This is a genomic window from Bradyrhizobium jicamae, assembly GCF_001440395.1.
Classification (GTDB): domain Bacteria; phylum Pseudomonadota; class Alphaproteobacteria; order Rhizobiales; family Xanthobacteraceae; genus Bradyrhizobium; species Bradyrhizobium jicamae.
The window spans coordinates 27,747-43,680 of sequence record NZ_LLXZ01000166.1 but is presented as its reverse complement, the minus strand read 5'-3'; the positions used below and the strand labels follow the sequence as shown (position 1 = coordinate 43,680).

General features: G+C 62.9%; 15 protein-coding genes. 7 read left to right on the top strand and 8 right to left on the bottom strand.

Annotated elements, in window-relative coordinates; all coding sequences use genetic code 11:
* Window positions 1-272 precede the first annotated feature (272 nt).
* From CQ12_RS28165 to CQ12_RS28155, 3 genes are all read left to right on the top strand, one after another.
* Window positions 273-1,652, top strand: a complete 1,380-nt coding sequence (locus CQ12_RS28165; protein WP_057838551.1) for an ABC transporter substrate-binding protein — start codon at window positions 273-275, stop codon at window positions 1,650-1,652.
* A 188-nt stretch (window positions 1,653-1,840) separates the two neighbouring features.
* Window positions 1,841-2,713 (top strand): carbohydrate ABC transporter permease, encoded by an 873-nt coding sequence (locus tag CQ12_RS28160; RefSeq protein ID WP_057838550.1) that lies wholly within the window; start codon window positions 1,841-1,843, stop codon window positions 2,711-2,713.
* The gene (locus CQ12_RS28155) at window positions 2,710-3,561 is read left to right on the top strand and encodes a carbohydrate ABC transporter permease (protein ID WP_057838549.1); all 852 of its coding nucleotides are present in this window, start codon (window positions 2,710-2,712) and stop codon (window positions 3,559-3,561) included. Before CQ12_RS28160 ends, CQ12_RS28155 begins: the two co-directional genes overlap by 4 nt.
* A gap of 50 nt (window positions 3,562-3,611) precedes the next feature.
* On the opposite strand, the gene CQ12_RS28150 is transcribed toward CQ12_RS28155, so the two are convergent.
* Window positions 3,612-3,992: a hypothetical protein gene (locus CQ12_RS28150; protein WP_057838548.1), complete on the bottom strand. Its 381-nt coding sequence runs from the start codon at window positions 3,990-3,992 to the stop codon at window positions 3,612-3,614.
* A 364-nt stretch (window positions 3,993-4,356) separates the two neighbouring features.
* Here CQ12_RS28150 and CQ12_RS28145 point away from each other — a divergent pair, with 364 nt between their 5' ends.
* The gene (locus CQ12_RS28145; RefSeq protein ID WP_063799830.1) at window positions 4,357-5,514 is read left to right on the top strand and encodes a sensor histidine kinase; all 1,158 of its coding nucleotides are present in this window, start codon (window positions 4,357-4,359) and stop codon (window positions 5,512-5,514) included.
* A 106-nt stretch (window positions 5,515-5,620) separates the two neighbouring features.
* Window positions 5,621-6,535 carry an aminotransferase class IV gene (locus tag CQ12_RS28140; RefSeq protein ID WP_057838547.1) on the top strand — a complete coding sequence of 305 codons (915 nt, stop codon included), beginning with the start codon at window positions 5,621-5,623 and terminating at the stop codon, window positions 6,533-6,535.
* 17 nt (window positions 6,536-6,552) lie between these two features.
* Here CQ12_RS28140 and CQ12_RS28135 read toward each other — a convergent pair whose 3' ends face one another.
* The 6 genes from CQ12_RS28135 to CQ12_RS28110 all read right to left on the bottom strand — a co-directional run bounded on the left by CQ12_RS28135 (window position 6,553) and on the right by CQ12_RS28110 (window position 12,697).
* Entirely contained in the window at window positions 6,553-7,893 is a 1,341-nt protein-coding gene (locus tag CQ12_RS28135; protein ID WP_083519510.1) for an MFS transporter, read from the bottom strand.
* A gap of 81 nt (window positions 7,894-7,974) precedes the next feature.
* On the bottom strand, window positions 7,975-8,535 hold the full coding sequence (locus CQ12_RS28130; protein WP_057838545.1) for a group I truncated hemoglobin: 561 nt from the start codon (window positions 8,533-8,535) through the stop codon (window positions 7,975-7,977).
* Between the two features lie 145 nt (window positions 8,536-8,680).
* Window positions 8,681-9,562, bottom strand: coding sequence for a DMT family transporter (locus CQ12_RS28125; protein ID WP_057838568.1), 882 nt, complete (start codon window positions 9,560-9,562; stop codon window positions 8,681-8,683).
* 275 nt (window positions 9,563-9,837) lie between these two features.
* On the bottom strand, window positions 9,838-10,446 hold the full coding sequence (locus CQ12_RS28120; protein WP_057838544.1) for a LabA-like NYN domain-containing protein: 609 nt from the start codon (window positions 10,444-10,446) through the stop codon (window positions 9,838-9,840).
* Between the two features lie 292 nt (window positions 10,447-10,738).
* Window positions 10,739-11,737, bottom strand: a complete 999-nt coding sequence (locus CQ12_RS28115) for a DUF808 domain-containing protein (RefSeq protein WP_057838543.1) — start codon at window positions 11,735-11,737, stop codon at window positions 10,739-10,741.
* 153 nt (window positions 11,738-11,890) lie between these two features.
* A complete protein-coding gene (locus tag CQ12_RS28110) occupies window positions 11,891-12,697 on the bottom strand; it encodes a response regulator (RefSeq protein ID WP_057838542.1) in 807 nt (268 codons plus the stop codon).
* A 298-nt stretch (window positions 12,698-12,995) separates the two neighbouring features.
* Here CQ12_RS28110 and CQ12_RS28105 point away from each other — a divergent pair, with 298 nt between their 5' ends.
* Together CQ12_RS28105 and CQ12_RS28100 are read left to right on the top strand one after the other, a co-directional pair.
* Window positions 12,996-13,193: a NepR family anti-sigma factor gene (locus CQ12_RS28105; RefSeq protein WP_057838541.1), complete on the top strand. Its 198-nt coding sequence runs from the start codon at window positions 12,996-12,998 to the stop codon at window positions 13,191-13,193.
* The gene (locus CQ12_RS28100; protein WP_057838540.1) at window positions 13,193-13,741 is read left to right on the top strand and encodes a sigma-70 family RNA polymerase sigma factor; all 549 of its coding nucleotides are present in this window, start codon (window positions 13,193-13,195) and stop codon (window positions 13,739-13,741) included. The genes CQ12_RS28105 and CQ12_RS28100 overlap by 1 nt, the downstream gene beginning before the upstream one ends.
* 346 nt (window positions 13,742-14,087) lie before the next feature.
* On the opposite strand, the gene CQ12_RS28095 is transcribed toward CQ12_RS28100, so the two are convergent.
* Window positions 14,088-15,737, bottom strand: a complete 1,650-nt coding sequence (locus tag CQ12_RS28095) for a CHASE domain-containing protein (RefSeq protein ID WP_057838539.1) — start codon at window positions 15,735-15,737, stop codon at window positions 14,088-14,090.
* Between the last annotated feature and the right edge of the window lie 197 nt (window positions 15,738-15,934).

Genomic DNA, 15,934 nt, shown 5'->3' with positions numbered 1-15,934 from the left:
GCATTGAACGACTTGGACGCTCTACTTTGCTTGTTTTTCGCGCGACGCAGTCAGCCATTCCCTCCCTGGCTTCCGGTATTCGAGGACGCAAATGATTGAACCATGAGACCAAAATGGTTGAACCAACGCCCGGACATGCGCGAAGGCTTTGCCGCATTTGCGCCGCGAATATCCCCCTACAGAAGTTTGCAACACCCCGGCTGGATCGCGCCACTTGGTTGCGCTATCATTATCCAACCGGTTAACAAGCCGGCGTTTTCAGGGAGAACAACGTGATATCCAGGAGATCAGTTTCACTCGCGGTCGCTGCGGTCGGGCTGTTTTACGCCACTGCACCCGCGCTCGCCCAGCAGAAGACCATCACGGTCTGGTTCGGCAAAGGCTTTTACAAGTCCGAGGACGATGCGCTCCTCGAGGCGATCAAGAAGTTCGAGGCCAAGACCGGCATCAAGGTCGAACTGTCGCAATACGCCATTCAGGACATGATCCCGAAGACGGTGGCCGCGCTGGATTCCGGCACCGTGCCCGACGTCGCCTATTCCGACAGCTACGACGTGCAGGCGCAGGGCAAATGGGCGTTCGAGGGCAAGCTGGAAGATCTTTCCGATATCATGACGCCGATGAAGCCGGCGTTCGCGCCGAACACGCTGGAGACCGTCAACCTCTACAACGACGTTGCCAAGAAGCGCGCCTATTACGGCTTCCCGCTGAAGCAGCAGAGCATGCACGTGCAGATCTGGCAGGACATGCTGGAGCAGGCCGGCTTCAAGCAGAGCGACATCCCGACCAAGTGGGAAGATTACTGGTCGTTCTGGTGCGACAAGGTCCAGCCCGCCAGCCGCAAGGCGACCGGACAGCGCGTCTATGCCGTCGGCCAGCCGATGGGCGTGGAATCCACCGACAGCTTCCAGTCGTTCTACACCTTCATGGACGCCCACAACGTCAAGCTGGTCGATGACGAGGGCAAGCTCCTGGTCGACGATCCCAAGGTGCGCGAAAACCTGATCAAGGCGCTGAAGGACTATACCGATACCTATATCAAGGGCTGCACGCCGCCCTCCTCCACCACCTGGAAAGATCCGGACAACAACGTCGCCTTCCACAACAAGACGATCGTGATGACGCACAACTTCACGATCTCGATCGCGGCGAAATGGCTCGACGACGCCAACAATCCGGCGCTGACGCCGGAACAGCGTGCGCTCGGCAAGAAGAACTATGACGAGGTCATCATCACCTCGTCCTTCCCGAACAAGCCGGACGGCACGCCGATCAAGTATCGCTCCGACGTCAAGACCGGACTGATGTTCACCGCCGCCAAGAACAAGGCGGAGGGCAAGGAGTTCATCAAGTTCCTGATGCAGGAAGAGAACCTCCGCCCCTATATCGAGGGCGCGCTCGGCCGCTGGTTCCCGGTGACGACGGCCAGCCAGCAGAGCCCGTTCTGGCAGGCTGACCGGCATCGCAAGGCCGTGTACAACCAGTTCACCGGCGGCACCACGCCGTTCGACTTCACCAAGAACTGGAAGTTCACGATCCTCAACAACGAGAACGTCTGGGCCAAGGCGATGAACCGCGTGGTGAGCGAGAAGGTGCCGGTCGACAAGGCCGTCGACGAACTGATTGCCCGCATCAAGCAGGTCGCGGGTTAAGATCGCTCATGCCGGCCGCCGCGAGAGTATGTCCGTCGTCCCTGCGAAAGCAGGGACCCATACGCCGCGGCGGCCGTTTTGAAGGATGCTGGTCGACGACTTTGCGCAATAACAATAGCCTGTAGTTATGGGTCCCTGCGTTCGCAGGGACGACGACGTAGCCGGCATCTCGTTTCAAGAGTAAACCTATGGCAATCACGCTTTCGGGCGATCAGGCAATTCCAGGCCCGCCTCTATCAGCCCGGCTGACCACGCCGCAGGTCTGGGGCATCGTGCTGCTCGCGCCCTATATCCTCGTATTCCTGGCCTTCGTGGTCTACCCCGTCGGCTACGGGCTGTGGCTGGCGCGGCATCCGGCGAGCTATGTTGCGCTCTGGCACGACCCGATCTTCGCGCGCGCCGCCGTCAACACGCTGATCTTCCTCCTGGTCGGCATCAATCTGAAAATGGCGATCGCGCTGTTTCTGTCCGGCTTCTTCGCGCAGCAGCGCACCTGGATCAAATGGCTGTCGGTGCTGTTCATCCTGCCCTGGGCGGTGCCGTCGATTCCGACCATTCTCTCCGTGCGCTTCATGCTCAACCCGGAATGGGGCGTGATCAACCAGATCATCTTCAAGCTCACCGCCGAGGACGGCCCGAACTGGCTGAACGACCCGACCGTGGCGCTCGGCATGGCGATCGGCGTCCACATCTGGAAATCGCTACCGTTCTGGACGCTGATCCTGATGACCGGACGGCTCGCGATCTCGCATGACCTCTATGAGGCCGCCGAAGTCGACGGCGCGAGCTGGTCGCAGAAATTCCGCTATATCACCTGGCCGTCGATGCAGACGCTCTACATCACCTGCACGCTGCTCTCGATGATCTGGACGCTCGGCGACTTCAACAGCGTCTATCTGCTGACCGGCGGCGGCCCCGCCGACCTCACCCATGTGCTGGCGACATTGGGCATCCGCTACCTCAGGCTCGATCAGCTCTCACTCGCGATGGCCTCCATCGTCTGCGCGCTGCCGTTCGTGCTGCCGCTGGTCTATTTCATGATGAAACGGTTGTCGCGATGAAGCTGCCAACACTCCGCGAAATCGGCACCGAAGCGAAGCTGCTTCTGATCGGCATTCCCGTGCTGATCTGGACCCTGGTGCCGATCTATCACATGTTCCTGTTCGCGATCTCTCCGAAGGAGGACGCGTTCTCGGGCAAGCTGTGGCCGGCGCATCCCACGCTGAACAATTTCAAGATCGTGTTCTACCAGGAGCACTACTTCCTGCGGGATTTCTGGATCCAGTTCTTCAATTCGGTGGTGATCGCGCTTTCCGCGGGCGCGCTGACGTTGATGATCGCGACCGCAGCCGCGTTCTCGATCTCGAGGCTGCGCGTGCCCGGCGGCCGCTGGGTGATGAATCTGGCGCTGTTCACCTATTTCATCCCGGCGGCGTTCCTCGCCGTGCCGATGTACCGCACCATGGGCAATTACGGCCTCCTCAACAATCACTGGTCGCTGATTCTCGCGATGGTGACGATCGCCTCCCCTTACGCGATCTGGGTGTTGAAACAGGCCTCCGACAAGCTGCCGGTCGAGCTCGACGAAGCCGCCACCATGGACGGCGCCACCACGCTGCAACTGTTCCGCCTGGTTTACGTACCGCTGATGATGCCGTCGCTGGTGGCGATCGGCACCTACGCCATCCTGCTGGCCTGGAACGAGTATCTCTACGCGTTCCTGCTGCTATCGAAGGACACCGAGATCACGCTCCCCGTCGCGCTCGGCAACTTCCTGGCCGCCGATGACTCGCCGTGGGAATTGCTGATGACCACCGGCTTCATCTACGCGCTGCCGCCGGCCGCGATCTACTACGCATTCAAGCGGTATATGGTGGGTGGGCTGACTGCGGGCGCGGTGAAGTCTTGACGCGATGACGGAGAGGTTCGTCCTACGCCGAGGTTCGTCCTACGCCGCGATCAGGTCACGCAGCGACCGGGCTGAAGCAGCTTGGCGACGTCGGTCAGCACGCTGACCGGTGGTTCGCAAGCGATCGCCGTCTTCGATTTGTTGGCAGGCGGCGGCGGGCGGTTTCGCGCCTCGTCCTTGACGATGGGAACCCGTACCACCACGGACGTATCCTTGAGACCGACAGTGCGGATCGTAATCGTCTCGCTCTCGCCCGGTGCAGGCTTCAAGCCCGCGCGGTCGGCCTTGGCGGCACGATTGATGTCGGTCGCCGGCGCAGGCGGGGTGAGTTCCCGGCGCCCGGTGAGATCATGACCGGAAGCAAGCTGGACGGCGCCAAACGTGGCGGAGACGGCAAGTACGGCAAAAATTGCTTGGAAAATCTGTGACATGACGGTGCATCCCTCGCCCCATGGCGATCACCGAAATAACCCGAACGGAGCCGCCGGGGGTCCGAGGCTTCTCGATCACTTAACCGTGTACAAAAAATATTTGCGGCACCGTGGAACGACTCCGGGGGGCTGGGAGTCATCCCGGCAGCCGGTTATTCCCCCTGCCCCATTGACCGGCGACGTAGGGCGCGACCGTGGTGATGCCGGTCGCGCCCTGCTTTTTTTGTGCGGATGCGATCGAAGCCGAGCGATGCCGCGACGTCGCGCAGCGTGATCCAGTTACCATCCTGTCGAAACTCTGCCCCACCGCCAACGAGCTAGTCGCCGGCTATCTCTGAGTTATAGTCTCAGCGGGGGAGAGATCATGGGCCGCCCGACAGAACTGCCCGCCGCAATAGCGCAGGTTTTCACGACCGACGAACTTCTGGTTCGCCCGGCGCCAGCGCCCGATTACCTCAGCGAAAAGCTGGCGCTGCAGGATCTCGCCAGCAACATGGCGGATCATCCCGCCGAAGTGTTGCCGCGCCTCGTCAGGCTGTCGATGGAAGCTTGCGACGCGGACTCGGCCGGCGTCAGCGTTCTCGATGGCGACGTGTTTCGCTGGAATTCCCTCGTCGGCAAATTATCGGTGTTCGAAGGCGCGACCACGCCCCGAAACTTCAGCCCGTGCGGTGTTTGCCTCGACCAGAGCAGTCCGATCCTGATGGAGCGGCCCGAGCGCGCTTATTCGTGGATTGCGGAAGCCAATATCACCGTGCCCGAGGTGCTGCTGGTGCCGCTGTTGAGAAACGGCACCATCCCGGTTGGAACGCTTTGGGTGGTCGCCAAGGAGGGACACAAGTTCCACTCGGGTCATGCGCGCGTGCTGTCCGAACTGGCCGTGTTCACCGGCATTGCGCTGCAGATGATCCACGCCGATCTTCACCTGAAGAAGGCGCTCGAGGCCCAGGAGATCCTGGCCAAGGAGATGAGCCACCGGGTCAAGAACCTGTTTGCGGTCACCGGCGCGATGATCAAGATGACCGCGCGGCACACCGAAACCAAGGAAGAGATGACCGCGGCCCTGACCGGCCGTCTCACCGCGCTCTCCGATGCCCATTCGCTGGTTCGGCGCTCGTTCAATGCCGGTAACGGCCTCAAGGGCGTGGACATGGCGGAGGCCATCCGTACCGTGCTCCGGCCCTACACCATGCCTGACCTGAACGGACCGATGGTGTCGCTGGGAGAGCGCTCCACCAACAGCATCGCCCTCGTCTTCCACGAACTCGCGACCAACGCCGCGAAATACGGCACGCTCCGGGATGACGGAAAGGTCGCCGTGGCGTGGCGGATCGAAAATGAAAACGTCGACATCGTCTGGCGTGAAATCGGCAAACCGGTCGAGGCGCCGGCGCAGTTGGGGTTCGGCAGCAATCTCGTCGCTTCAACGGTCGCCTCGCATAACGGACGCATCGATTACGACTGGTCGCAGAACGGCCTGGTCATCAAGGTGCAAATTCCGCTGGCGAATTTGGCGAACTGACGACCTGCCGTGCAAATCCCTTGCAGCGGCCACCTCAGCCATGTCCGGAGTAGGTTAGCGCCGACGTAAGCGAGACCGGTACTGTACGCTTGGGGGAGATCGCCGAATGAATGCCGACGACGAGCTGGCAGCCGTCAAGGGCTTTGCCTTCATGGACGGGCGCTGGTCGCCACTGGCCGAGGCCTCGGTCCCGATCCTGGATCGTGGCTTCCTGCGCTCCGACGCCACCTACGACGTCGCCCACGTCTGGAAGGGACGCTTCTTCAGGCTGAACGATCATGTCGAGCGGTTTCAGGCATCGATGGCCGGGCTGCGCATGACGCTGCCCTACTCGGCGGAGGATATCGCCGGGATCATGATCGAATGCGTTCGCCGCGCCTACCTGCAGGACGCCTTCGTGCTGGTCGCCTGCACGCGCGGCCTGCCGCAGCCGGGCACCCGCGACCCCCGGTTATGCCGCAACCGGCTCTATGCCTTTGCCCAGCCCTTCGTGTGGATCGCCGACGAGCAGCAACGGCGCGACGGCGTCCACATGGCATTGGCGAAGACGCGCCGCATCCCGTCGGAATCGCTCGACCAGCGGATCAAGAACTTTCACTGGCTCGATCTGACGATGAGCCTTTTCGAAGCGTATGACCGTGGCGCCACGATCTCGGTGCTGCCTGACGCCGACGGCAACATCACCGAAGGTCCCGGCTTCAACGTCTTCGTCGTGAAGGACGGCGCGCTCGCCACGCCCGACCACGGCATGTTCGAAGGCATCACCCGCCGCACCGTGATCGAGATCGCCGCCGATCTTCAGCTCCGTTGCGAAGTCCGGCGGGTGCATGCCGACGAGATCCACGCGGCCGACGAGATATTCATGAGCACGACGGCCGGCGGGATCACGCCGGTTACCCGCTTCGACGGCCGTCTCCTCGGCTACGGCCGGCCCGGTCCGATCACGACGCGCATCCATGACATCTACTGGCAGCGCCATGACGATGACGCGTTGTCGACCCCGATCGATTACGCCGGCTGACCGTGCAGCCGTACCCTCTACCGTCCCGCCGCCTTCATCTCATCGCTCGGCCTGACATCCTGCGAGCGGCTGTAGATCGCGACCGCCGCGATCAGCACCAGCGTCAGCGTGCCGAACAGCGCACGGTAGGCGTCTTCCGTGCGGGCGCCGCTGGCGAGCGGCTCGAACGCGCCGATGATGATGCCGGAGAGCGTCTGCATGCAGGCGACGCCGAGCATCACCGAAGTGTTCATGGTGGCAATGCCGCGGCCGATCAGGCGGTCGGGGAAGATGCCGCGGCCGTGGGTCATCACCATGGTAGAGGAGGCGGAGAAGAAACCCATGGCGATGATGACGGCAACCGGCAGCCAGGCCGGCGGCTGCGAGAACAGCGCGAGAATCGCGAGCAGGCAAACGATCACCAGCGTGCCGCCGATCGCAATACCCTTGCGGGTGTCGAGACGGCGGTCGAGCGGGCCGAAGGCGAGCATGCCGGCCTGGTAGGCGATCACGGCGCAGAGCAGGACATTGCCGGCCGCGATCGGGCTCAAGCCATGGACCTCGCGCAGAAACGCGGCGCCCCACAGGCCCTGCACGGTGAAGGTGCAGGCGTAGTTGCAGAAATTCAGTGCCAGGATCGGCTTCAGGCGCGGGTTGCGCAGCACCTCCAGGAAGCCGTTGAGCATCTCGCCTGATGGTTCCACCTTGCGGCTCAGGAAGGGATGGCCGGGCGGCGCGTCGCGCACCACCAGAAAGATTGCGACGGTAGCAAGCGCGATGAAGATGACGACGGCGCCGAACACCGGACGCCAGCCGACCGCCTGCGACGCCCAGGCGAGCGGGGTGGTGGCCGCGAGGTTGCCGAGCAGGCCGATCGACAGCACCATCGCAGTCAGCGTGGAGAAACGATCGGGCGGAAACCAGCGCGAGATCACCACCATGCTGCCGATCAGCATCACGCCGCAGCCGGCGCCCATCAGCACGCGGCCGGTGAGCAGCACTGGCCAGCTCGGCGCCAGCGTGAACATCGCGCCGCCGATCGAGGCCACGATCAGCATGCCGACCACGGTATAGCGCGGCCCGAAGCGGTCGAAGAAGAAGCCGCAAGGGATCTGCATCGCAGCAAAGCCGAAGAAGAACGCGCCGGTCAGCGCCCCCAGCGCTTCCGGCCCGATGGCGAGATCGCGCATCAGGTCGAGGCCGATGGTGACGTTGGAGGCGCGGAAAAAATGGCTGGCGACATAGGCGGTGGCCAGTGTCGCGACGATGATCAGGCCCCGGCGGTGGGGGAAAGGCCGCTCGGCGGACTGCATCAGTGAAAGGACGTTTCCGGTTATTTTCTTGTTGCTCAGCACGTTTGCAGCAAGCCTAGGCGGCATCCGGCAGCAGTTCAAGCTTCGAGTTCCCCCTTGCACGGCATGTGCGGTGAGCGGAATCCATTGTGTCGCGATCAGGAGGCTTCAGCTGCGCTTGGCGCCTGCGGCGTAGCCGGCGGTGACCTCGTCCTTGTGGGCGGCGAAGGCTGCCAGGACTTCATCCTTCTCGCGCTTCGGTATCTTGAAGAAGCTCAGCGTCCGCCCGAGTTCAGCCGCCACCTCATCGAATTCAGCGGGCGAAATCCGCAAGCTCCGGTGGGCCTCCTCGAGTCCAACCGGCGTCTTGCCGGGTTTCGTGGCGGTGAACTGGAACGGGCCGCCCGAAACGTTGCAGACCCAAAGCGTCCGCATGAATTTGAGGCCGGGCAGCCTTTGCAGGTTCTTGGTGTGCCATTCCCGCAGTTGCGGGTTTTTGGACTTCTGGCCGACGACGGGGTTCTTCACGATGGCGTCGCTGAAGTGATCCACGACGGCTGCGATGGCGAAAACGCCGCCCAGCCGGTCATACAGGCTTTTCTCCGAGGTCGCGTCCTTGGCTTGCGCGCGGGCGCTGCTGGCCGTTGCCAAAGCCGCCGGCGCGGCCGCGAGCGCCAGTGCCGCGACGACGCTTCGTCGCGAGATGGAAGTCGAACGAGCCTGTGCCATTTGATTGCCTCCATGGAGTGGGTGCGCGAGGTGTTACCTCCGCGCTATCCCATTTGGATGGAGCTGAATGAAAAACGTTCCGGTAAAAACCGGGCCAGGCCAGCGTTATCATGCGCTGCGCAAGCGCCTTCGGAACGTTCGGCCTTCAGGCCCGTTGCAGCGCCAGCGCCACGCCGGCGAGCACCAGCACCACCGCGACAATTTCGCGCGTGCCGAGCGGCTCGCCGAGGATGAGCGCCGCGGAGATCACGCCGATCAGCGGCACCAGCAGCATGCCGGTGGAGGCCGATGACGGCGGCAGGCGACGCAAGGTCTCGAACCAGGTGAGATAGCAGAGCCCCATCGGCACCAGCGTCATGTAGACGAAGCACGCCAGCCCGATAGGCGTGAGTGCGCGGTAGTTCGGCTGTTCAAAAGCGATGCCGAGCAGCAGCATCACGAGGCAGCCGAGCCCGACCTGCCAGGCGACCACGACCAAAGGCGGCATCGGCAAGGCGACGCGGTTGAGGATATTGCCGACCGCAAACAGGATCGCCGCGGAAAACAGCAGCAGGATTCCGACGATCCGCCCGCCATCAAAGGTCAAGCCGTTGCCGCCCAGCAGCACGGCAATACCGCCGACGCCGAGAACCAGCGCTGCGATGTCCACGAGCGTGGGCCGGATGCCGGCCAGCGGCCATGCCAGAAGCGTGGCCCAGATCGGCATGGTGTAGACGATCAGCGCGCCTTCGCCGACGGGGACGAACTTCATCGCCACCGTGGAAAACCCCATCCAGGCGAACACATTGGTGAAGGACGCGAACGACAATCGAGCCAGTGCCTCGCGCGGGACCTGCAGCGACTGTCCCCACGCCTTCGCTAATCCGAACAGGATGACTGCCGCGACGACGCCGGCCAGCCCGCGCGCAAACAGCGGCGGCCATTGCTGCAGCAACAGCTTCATCAGCGGCCAGTTCAGCGCCCATCCGAAGGCGGTGACGCCCAGGCAGAGAAAGCCGATCCAGGTGTCGCGCCGCGCCGCATCCATGCCCATCGCTTAGCAGCTTGCAGACAATGGCTCCATGTCGGTGCGCGCAAAAAGAGATCCGGCGCGCTGGTGGAACGCGCCGGATTAGTCCGACCAGCTTTCAGATCGAAGCTGGTGGCCCAGCCAGGGGGAGGTGCCTGGCCGCGAACTTGGATCGCCCGTCCCGAGGCGTCGTCTCCGTGTCACGACGATAATACCGCAAGCCCAGCGAAGGCGACGTGAACTGGTTCACACGGCGCGCGCAAATCCGGCGCGTCTGCGGGGCAATGGGTCGATCATTTCGCGAGACCATTTCCATTGACCGCCGCGCGCAGGAATTGCGGCGATTGCTGGCGGACCTCGCGTGCCGGCGGCCGCTCCGACGGATCGCGGCCCAGCTTTGGCTTCAAATCCGCCAGGTCAAGAAAGGTATCGGCCTGACGGCGCAGTTCGTCGGCCACCATCGGCGGCTGGCTGGTCAGGGTGGAGACGACGGTGACGTGAACGCCGCGGCGCTGCACCGCTTGCAGCAGCGGACGGTAGTCTCCGTCGCCCGAGAACAGATACATGGCATCGACATGATCGGCGAGCTCCATTGCATTGACGGAAAGCTCGATGTTCATGCTGCCCTTCACCTTGCGCCGGCCGCTGGCGTCGATGAATTCCTTGGTGGGCTTGGTGACGACGGTGCAGCCGTTATAGTCGAGCCAATCGATCAGCGGACGGATCGATGTATATTCCTGATCCTCGATGATGGTCGTGTAATAGAAGGCGCGCAACAGCGCGCCACGATCCTGGAATTCCTTCAAGAGACGCCTGTAGTCGATGTCGAAACCGAGCGCCTTGGCGGTCGAGTACAGATTGGCACCATCGATAAAAAGCGCAATTCTGGCAGACGATGACATCGGGCACTGACCCCTCATTCAGGATACGCAGGCCAAGAGAAATATTGCTCAGGTTTTGGCCGCAGGCAATGCGGCGCCTAAATTGATCGAGGTGACGAGGCAGGCGTCGCCGGCGACCGGGAGGAACAGACAACGCGCCGAGCAATTCGATAGTGCCCACCTGCCTCGACACGCCGAGGTTAGGGCATGATACACATCATGCTCAATTGTACCGAGGTAAACGGCCGACATCGAAACGGATGGACCGGCTATACGAAGGTTTATGGTCTCCGGCCGGTGCAACCGCTTCCGTTCACCGGGCCGACATATCCTGACCGCGCTGCAATAGACGCTTCAGCGATTTCCATGCAGGCGCGAACACAAATCCGACCGCCGGAATCGCTGCGGCACCGACCACGAGGCCGATGACGCCGGATATGGCCGCCTCTACCGCCCATTCGAGGATTGCGGCAATCGATGGAAATGCGTGAGCCACGGTCTCGGCCGCGGCCTTGACCGCGTGGTGAATCTCGGGTGGGCCGTAGACCTCGAGGCCATGCAGGATGATGCCGCCGCCAACCCAGATCATGGCAGCAGTCCCGACCACACTGAGGACTTTCAGGAGCCCAGGCATGCTGCGAACCATGCCGCGTCCGAGCGCGCGGCCGGCGAACGAGGCGCTGTCGCTCCGTGCCAGCGCCACACCGACATCATCGGCCTTCACGATCAGGGCCACCACGCCATACACGGCGACGGTGATTCCGATGGCCACCACCGCCAGCACCAGGGCCTGCTTCCAGATGCTCCCTGCGGGAAGGGCGGCCAGCGTGATCGCCATGATCTCGGCCGAGAGGATAAAGTCGGTCTTGATCGCGCTCGCGACCTTCTCATCTTCGACCGACTGCGCATTCAACGCCACGGTGCCGAGCTTGGCTTCATGCTGGTGCGCATGATGGGGCGTGACGGCCTCGAGCACCTTCTCCACCCCCTCGTAGCAGAGATACGCACCTCCCAGCATCAGGAGCGGCGTGATCGTCCAGGGCAGGAAGTAGCTCAGCAGCAGGGCGGCCGGCAGCAGGACCAGCAGCTTGTTGCGTAGCGATCCCGCGGCGATCCTGCCGACAATAGGAAGTTCGCGCTTCGGCTCGAACCCGATCACGTAACCGGGCGTGACCGCGGTGTCGTCGATGACGACACCTGCCGCCTTCGCGCCTGCTTTGGCAGCCTGGCCGACCACATCATCGAGCGAGGCTGCGGCTACTTTCGCGATCGCGGCAACGTCATCGAGAAGGCCTATCAGCCCGATACTCATCGATTTCACCAATCAAAGTTCGTTGCGGTGACATTGGCGGATGCACCGCTTCCAGCACATGACCAGAATGGGAGGCCGACAAACTCACGGCAAAAAAATCCGGCGCGCAGTGGGGCGCGCCGGATCCTTTTCTACTCACTCAGCAAAGAACTGTCAGCCCGTGGCCGCCCGCGGCGCACGGTTGCGCGAGTTGCGCTGGAAGAACAGCGCCTGGCTCGCCACCGCCGAGACCATCGCGGGCTGGAACGGCTTCGAGATCAGGAACGCCGGCTCCGGGCGCTCGCCGGTCAGGAAGCGCTCGGGGTAGGCCGTGATGAACACCACCGGCACCTCGAACACGCGCAGCAGTTCGTTGACCGCATCGAGGCCCGACGAGCCGTCGGCGAGCTGGATGTCGGCGAGGATCAGGCCGGGCTTCTTGTTCTTGGCCAGCGCCACTGCATCGGCATGGGTACGGGCGACACCGATCACGTTGTGGCCGAGATTCTTCACCAGGCTCTCGAGATCCATCGCGATGAAAGTCTCGTCCTCGATGATCAGGACATCGGTGGCGATCTCCGCCGCCATCTCGCGGCCGGCGGTGTCCGTCAACTGCCGGGTCTCGGCGATGTCGGTATTGAGGATGAACGCCACCTCCTCCTCGGAGAAGCCTTCGAGCGACAGCAGCAGGAAGGCCTGCCGCGGCAGCGGCGTGATGTTCGACAGCCTGCGCTCCGGCGGCAGTGCCAGCGTCGCGACGTCTGGATTGTCGTTCAGCGAGACCGAATTCCAGATCTGGGTGAACAGTTTGAACAGCCCGGCGCGCGGGCCGTGCCGTTCGTCCAGCAGGGAGCCATCCTGCAGCAGGGCCTCCAGCATGGCGGCCACATAGGCATCGCCCGAGGCCTGATTTCCGGTCAGCGCACGGGCATAGCGCCGCAACAGCGGCAGATGTTCAGCAACGAGCTGTGATCGGGACATCCCCATTCCATCCTTATCTTGGGCCGTAACCTTGGCCGTACTTAGGGTCTCAACCGGGCGGATGTAACCAAGGCGCCGCGGCGGGCGTCAATTGAGCTTCGGCGGGGGGACCCAGGTTCCCCTGTCCCCCCGACTACTCGCGAAGGACAAAAAAGTTCCAGAAAAAGTTCCAGGAATTCGGAACCATCCGGGGATATTCGCATTAGCCTGTGACCAATAACGCGGCGCCTAGGCCCAATTTCGAGGTAACCTCTTGAAAACACAGAGAATTAACTCTCGGGGAAGCGTGGATCACACCATGAAGGAAGTAAAGAAGCAGGGCGGGCTTAACGCCGAGATTCAATCCAGGATCGGCCACCAGCTCCGCGCCATGTACGATGACGTGGTCCGACAAGGCGTGCCGGACCGCTTTGCGGAGCTGATCCGAAAACTCGATGGGCCGGAGGCGGCGGCGGCCCAAATCGACGAAACAGCAAAAAATGACGGGAGGGACTAATGCCTCTCACCGACTCTCTTCGCGACGACATTTTGGCGTCGGTACCCAGCCTGCGCGCGTTCGCGATCTCGCTCTCCGGTAATGGCGATCGTGCGGACGACCTGGTTCAGGAAACGTTGCTGCGTGCCATTGCCAACATCGACTCGTTCCAGCCCGGCTCGAACCTGCCGGCTTGGCTGTTCACCATCCTGCGCAACCTGTTTCGCTCCGACTACCGGAAGCGGCGGCGCGAGGTGGAGGACGCCGAGGGCAATTATGCGAAAACCCTGAAGACCCAGCCGTCGCAAGGCGCGCATCTGGAGTTCGAGGAGTTTCGCACTGCGCTCGACAAGCTGCCGCAGGACCAGCGCGAAGCGCTGATTCTGGTCGGCGCCTCCGGCTTCTCCTATGAGGATGCCGCCGCCATCTGCGGCTGCGCGGTCGGCACCATCAAGAGCCGCGTCAACCGCGCACGCTCGAAACTCTCGGCCCTGCTCTATGTCGAGGGCGCCGAGGATTTCGGGCCTGACGAGACCGTGCGCGCCGTGATCGGCGGCAATGGCGGATGATGACGCTATCGAAATGACATGGAAAAGGCGGCCCCGATGGGCCGCCTTTTTGTTTGAGTTGTAGCCGGGTGAAGCGCAGCGCAACCCAGAACACACTTGTCGCGCCGCCGACTCCGGATTGCGCTTCGCTCCATTGGGCTACAGGCTGCCCTCGATCAATTCAGACCGCCGAAGGCGTAGATCAGGACCAGAATCGGAATTGGCACGCCGAGCAGCCACAGCAACAGATAACGTCCCATGAACTCCTCCCTTATGATGAGGATTAAATGCATGGGGCACGCAGGAGGTTCCGAAGCCGTAGGGTGGACATGGCGCCAATGCGCCTTTGTCCACTGTCACGATCCCATCAACGCAGCGGCGCGGAAATCTCGCCGGTGCGGTCGCGCTCGGTCATGTCGACGACGGTGACCATCGGCGCAGTGAGTTCGTAGACGTAGCTGACATCGGTGAAGTAGCGCTTCGCGGTGCCACCCATTGCTTCCGGCGCGACGCGATCGAGCAGGATCAGGCCGAAATCACTGTCCTCCCGCCGCGTCGCCGAGCTGGTGTTGAACTCCTCCCAGCGGAAATGGAAGATCTCGTCCGGCTCCTCGCCGGTGACTTCCCAGTTGGCGACGATGTGCGGATGCTTGCCGACCAGCGACAGGCCCTCGTCGGAATGCGAGGCCAGCTCGAAGAACAACAGCGACAGCGATTGCGCGGCGCGCGCGCTCACCGAAATATCCGGGCCGTTGACCACGATGCGGTCGGCATGCGGAATCGCGCGCGATTCGAACAGGCCCCTGAGCTTGACGCCCTGCCACTGGCTTTCACTGAGCAGCGTCACCACGTTCGACATCGCGTGGATGCGGCCGATCAACAGTTCGCGCGACACGTCCATGTCGGAGCCGTGGCGCAGCGTGCGCGTCACGATCGACTGGATCACGGCAAGGATGTTCTTGACCCGGTGATTGAGTTCGTCGATGACGGCGGTCAATCGCCGCTCGAAACCGATCCGGACCTGGATCTCGCGGCTGAGCCGCAGGTTGTTGTAGGCGACATAGCCGAACAGGCCGCAGACGATACCGGTGAGCGCCAGGCCGATCGCCGCCACGATCATCGCCGTCTGCTGCGCGCGCTGCGCGGCGTTGTTCTTGGCATAATAGCCGAGTGACCAGTCGCGGCCGCCGAACGTCACCGTGCGTACCACCGACGGCAACGGGTCGCCCTGCTTCAACGGCCGCAAGGTGACGACGCCCTGCTCGTTGGCGACATATTCGTCGCTGACGTCATCGGGGTCCTTCAGCACCACCGCAAACAGCGAGCGGTCGTCGTTGGTCAGCATCAAGGGCGCCAACTCATACGAAAAGGTGACGAAGCCTGCCGGCTCGGTGCTGCCTTCCGGCACGATCGCGGACGCCAGCACGATGCCGATCGGCCCGTTCTGGCGCAACAGCGGGATCGGGTCCGACGCCAGCGGCTTTCCGGCCGCCGCCGCCTGCACCAGCATCGGCCCGATCACCGAATGCCGATCGTAGGCCCGGCCCGGAGCGCCCAACGTATCCGAGTTGCGAGGCTCGACGTCCATCAGCACGTCAATCGGCTTGTTGATCGTCTTGATGTCCAGCGGCTTGTCGTCGAAGTCCCGGATCGTCGGACTGGTGAAGCCGGCGCTCTTCAGCTCCGCCTGCGCCACGGGCAGATCGCCCGGCTTGAGCCGCGCGATCCAGGACGCGACCACGAAATCGGTCTTGAAGGCATAGATCGCCGAGCGCAGCGGCTGCAGCATATTGGCCTTCACTACCGATGGTGCGCGGAATAGCCCCGATGCAACGCGTGCGAGTAGCTCGCGTTCGGTCAGGCGGTCCTGCACCAGGCTGGCGTGCACGTCGATGGCGCGGGCGAGCGCGATCCCATCGAGCGCCAGTTCCTGATCGTGGACGCGATAGGCCGCGAGACCGGAGAGCAGAACTCCGATCAGCGCGATAAAGCCGATAATGAAGCCCAGCCGAACCACTCGCTTACTCAGGAATGACGTGTTGGCGACGACGTATTGAAAGCATTTTTGGGTCTGCCGGGGCAGAAACACATTGGCAATAGCGCGCAAGCCAACCGCGGCGAATATGACGGAGCGATCATCAGCACGCAACTGAGAGGTTGGCAGCGGGCAACAACACGGCCGCCGTTAACGCTGATTTGGCGGGGCCAGAGCTT